The following is a 2797-nucleotide window of genomic DNA, read 5'->3' as shown; positions in this document are numbered from 1 at the left end:
TTGTAATGGGAGACTCTTTGTTTTCCTAGACAAAAATAATTACTTTTTCAAAAAAACACTTTTCTATTTTTTTGTTGGGTATTTTATTCTCTGGAAGTCCCTAAACAATCACGACTAGGGCTAATAGGGAACCAAAACCGTGAATTGTGCCTAGCCATCGCTGCCACGGACTCGGATGCAGCAGGTTGACGAAGGGCAGAAATAAAAATAGGCCCGCCGAGAGGATTCCTAGCCCATAGACGCAAACGGTGGCTATATCTAGGGTTTTCGGAAAATCAATTTTTTCTGATTCTGTGGTATAAGATGACATCGGTTTCTCCTTAACGGTCTAGAGAAGCTAAGTGGGATTATTTCTCATTTAGCCCGGAATCTTGTTAGAACAAGTCCAGAGAGCATATTTGTCCAACCATCAGAGTATTTTTGGACTGAAGGTGACAATAAATAGAGTCAAGACTTGAATTTCGCCAATTCAAGTCTGAATTGCATCCCTGTCTGCTCTACAGCGTTTCTCGGATATATGAGGTATGTTTTCGCAACTGAGAATTCTTACTTCGGCAAGGTTTAACTTACAATTCACCTTGACGAGAAACGCTACATCTTTATATGATCCCTGATTCGGGGTGCGATAGTCAAGAGATTTTCAAGGAAGATTGTTAATAAAGTTTACGGATATTTTTACCTAGTTCTTCGTTACTTGGTATGGTTTGATCGGGTGGCATAAATGGACTACATCCTTATTAGATGAGCTTACCCTGAGAATCTGGCAAAGAAGGTTAGAAACTCAGTAAATCAAAGCTTTTAGCTTAACTAATTAGGTTACCGAGTTAAATCCCAAAATTAGGCGTTTTTATCGACAAAATTGTCGAATCGAATTTTAAACAAAAACACGATGCTGCAGGGACGGCATTTGTCGTCGCACCTGTTGCAGACGTTGGGGATTAATTTCGGCAATTGCCACCCCCGCTTCTTCCCCTGCGTCGGCTAAAACCACACCCCAAGGATCGATAATCATAGCGTGACCGTGGGTGTAACGGCGTTCATAATTATTGCCCGTTTGAGCAGGAGCTATTATATAACAAGTATTCTCGATCGCTCGCGCTTGTAACAAAACTTTCCAATGATCTTTCCCTGTAAAAGCTGTAAACGCCGCAGGTACAAATAAAACATCGGCTCCTTGCTGCGATAAATAGCGATAGAGTTCGGGAAAACGCACATCATAGCAAATCGAGAGGCCAATTTTGCCCAAGCTATCGGAGCCATAAATCGGCGGTAAATCGATTCCTGCCATGACTGTACTCGATTCCTGATAGGTGTTACCATCCGGGACATTGACATCAAAGAGATGGACCTTTTGATAACGGGCTAATTCCGCACCGTTGCCATCGACTAAAATAGCCGTATTATAAGCCTTATCGGGAATACCCATCACCGGCACGGGAAAACCACCCCCTAAAATAGTCACTTGAAACCGTTGGGCCATGGTGCGGAGGAATTTATCGGCTTTTCGGGCAATAGTCTCGGCCTGGGCGATTTTATCGGTTTCTGCCCCCATAAAAGCGAAATTTTCTGGTAAACCGATTAATTCCGCCCCTTTACCCACGGCAAGTTCGATCAATTCTTCAGCGGCAGCGAGATTTTTCTCTAAATCCGGCTGACTGGTCATTTGAATGGCGGCGGCGAGATAGGATTTCATGGGGGTTGAAGCTCTAGAGTCGGATAATCTCTGTAAAATTAATCATAACCTTCGATTATATCCAATTTCAGATATTTTGTCACCCCATGAGTAAAATTGTTTTCTGTGACTTTGATGGCACTATCACCGCCGTGGAAACTTTTGCGGGTATGCTCAAAGAATTCGCCCCCGATTTATCGGCCCAAATTATGCCCCAAATGTACGCCCGTACTCTGACTCTGCGCCGGGGTGTCCGTCAACTGCTAGAGTCGATACCGAGCCAAAAATACGCCGATATTCTCGCCTATGCCGAAAGCAAGCCAATTCGCCCCGGATTAGCCGAATTACTCGCTTTTTTACAGGAGCAATCCATCCCTTTTATTATTATCTCCGGTGGTATCCAAGGCATGATTGAAACGGTCTTAAAACGGGAGGGACTATTAGATAAGGTAACGGCAATTTATGGGGTCAATCTTCATACGCAAGGGGAATATCTGCAAGTTCACTCCGATTGGGAAAATGAGACGGAATTAGTGGCTAAAGCCTTGATTATGTCCAAATATTCAGGAGTAGAAACTATTGCGATCGGTGATTCTGTTACCGATATTACCATGGCTAGAAGGGCCGATCTAGTTTTTGCTAGGGATCGTTTAATCGATTATCTGCAATCGGAAAATCAACCCTATATTCCTTGGAATAACTTTTTTGAGATTCGCGAATATCTGTTATTGAGAGATTAGGGATTGGCTGTTAATTAGGTAGGGGTTAAAAATTGTCAGATACCCTCCTTGGATTAAGCTATCCATTAGTCAGATTTTTCTTAACAAAAAGAGAAGAAACTTAAAAAAAGGGGAAACGATTGATAGGTATAGTTTTGAAAGAAGGAATTAAGGTGGAGGTAAGCAAAAAAATGGAGAAATGGGCAGCCCAAGAATTACAGTATGCAGACCTAGGGGACACCAGAAGAAAGAAAAGGTTAATCAGTATCGTAGAAAACTTGGCCAGCCAACCTAGTACAAGTGTGCCACAAGCTTCGGGAAATCTAGCCGCAGCGAGTGCCACCTACGACTTTTGGAATTCCCCCTATTTTCACCCCTCAGATATAATTGCCGCCCAAGCCAAAAG

General features: G+C 42.9%; 3 protein-coding genes and 1 pseudogene. 2 read left to right on the top strand and 2 right to left on the bottom strand.

Annotation, left to right across the window (positions count from 1 at the left end):
* Positions 1-103 precede the first annotated feature (103 nt).
* Positions 104-310, bottom strand: a pseudogene (locus H6G40_RS22740) (hypothetical protein); the annotation flags it as partial.
* 564 nt (positions 311-874) lie between these two features.
* On the bottom strand, positions 875-1693 hold the full coding sequence (locus H6G40_RS22735; protein ID WP_069475324.1) for a carbon-nitrogen hydrolase family protein: 819 nt from the start codon (positions 1691-1693) through the stop codon (positions 875-877).
* Between the two features lie 86 nt (positions 1694-1779).
* Between H6G40_RS22735 and H6G40_RS22730 the strand changes: the two genes are divergently transcribed.
* Both H6G40_RS22730 and H6G40_RS22725 read left to right on the top strand, forming a co-directional pair.
* Complete coding sequence (locus H6G40_RS22730; protein WP_069475323.1) at positions 1780-2412, top strand: HAD-IB family phosphatase; 633 nt, start codon at positions 1780-1782, stop codon at positions 2410-2412.
* Positions 2413-2582: 170 nt separating this feature from the next.
* Positions 2583-2797, top strand: a 215-nt coding sequence (locus H6G40_RS22725; protein WP_190537532.1) for an IS4/Tn5 family transposase DNA-binding protein, incomplete at its 3' end; no start/stop codon positions are given.

Source organism: Microcystis viridis FACHB-1342 (genome assembly GCF_014698335.1).
Classification (GTDB): Bacteria; Cyanobacteriota; Cyanobacteriia; order Cyanobacteriales; family Microcystaceae; genus Microcystis; species Microcystis ichthyoblabe_A.
This window is presented reverse-complemented; position numbering and strand designations above follow the sequence as displayed.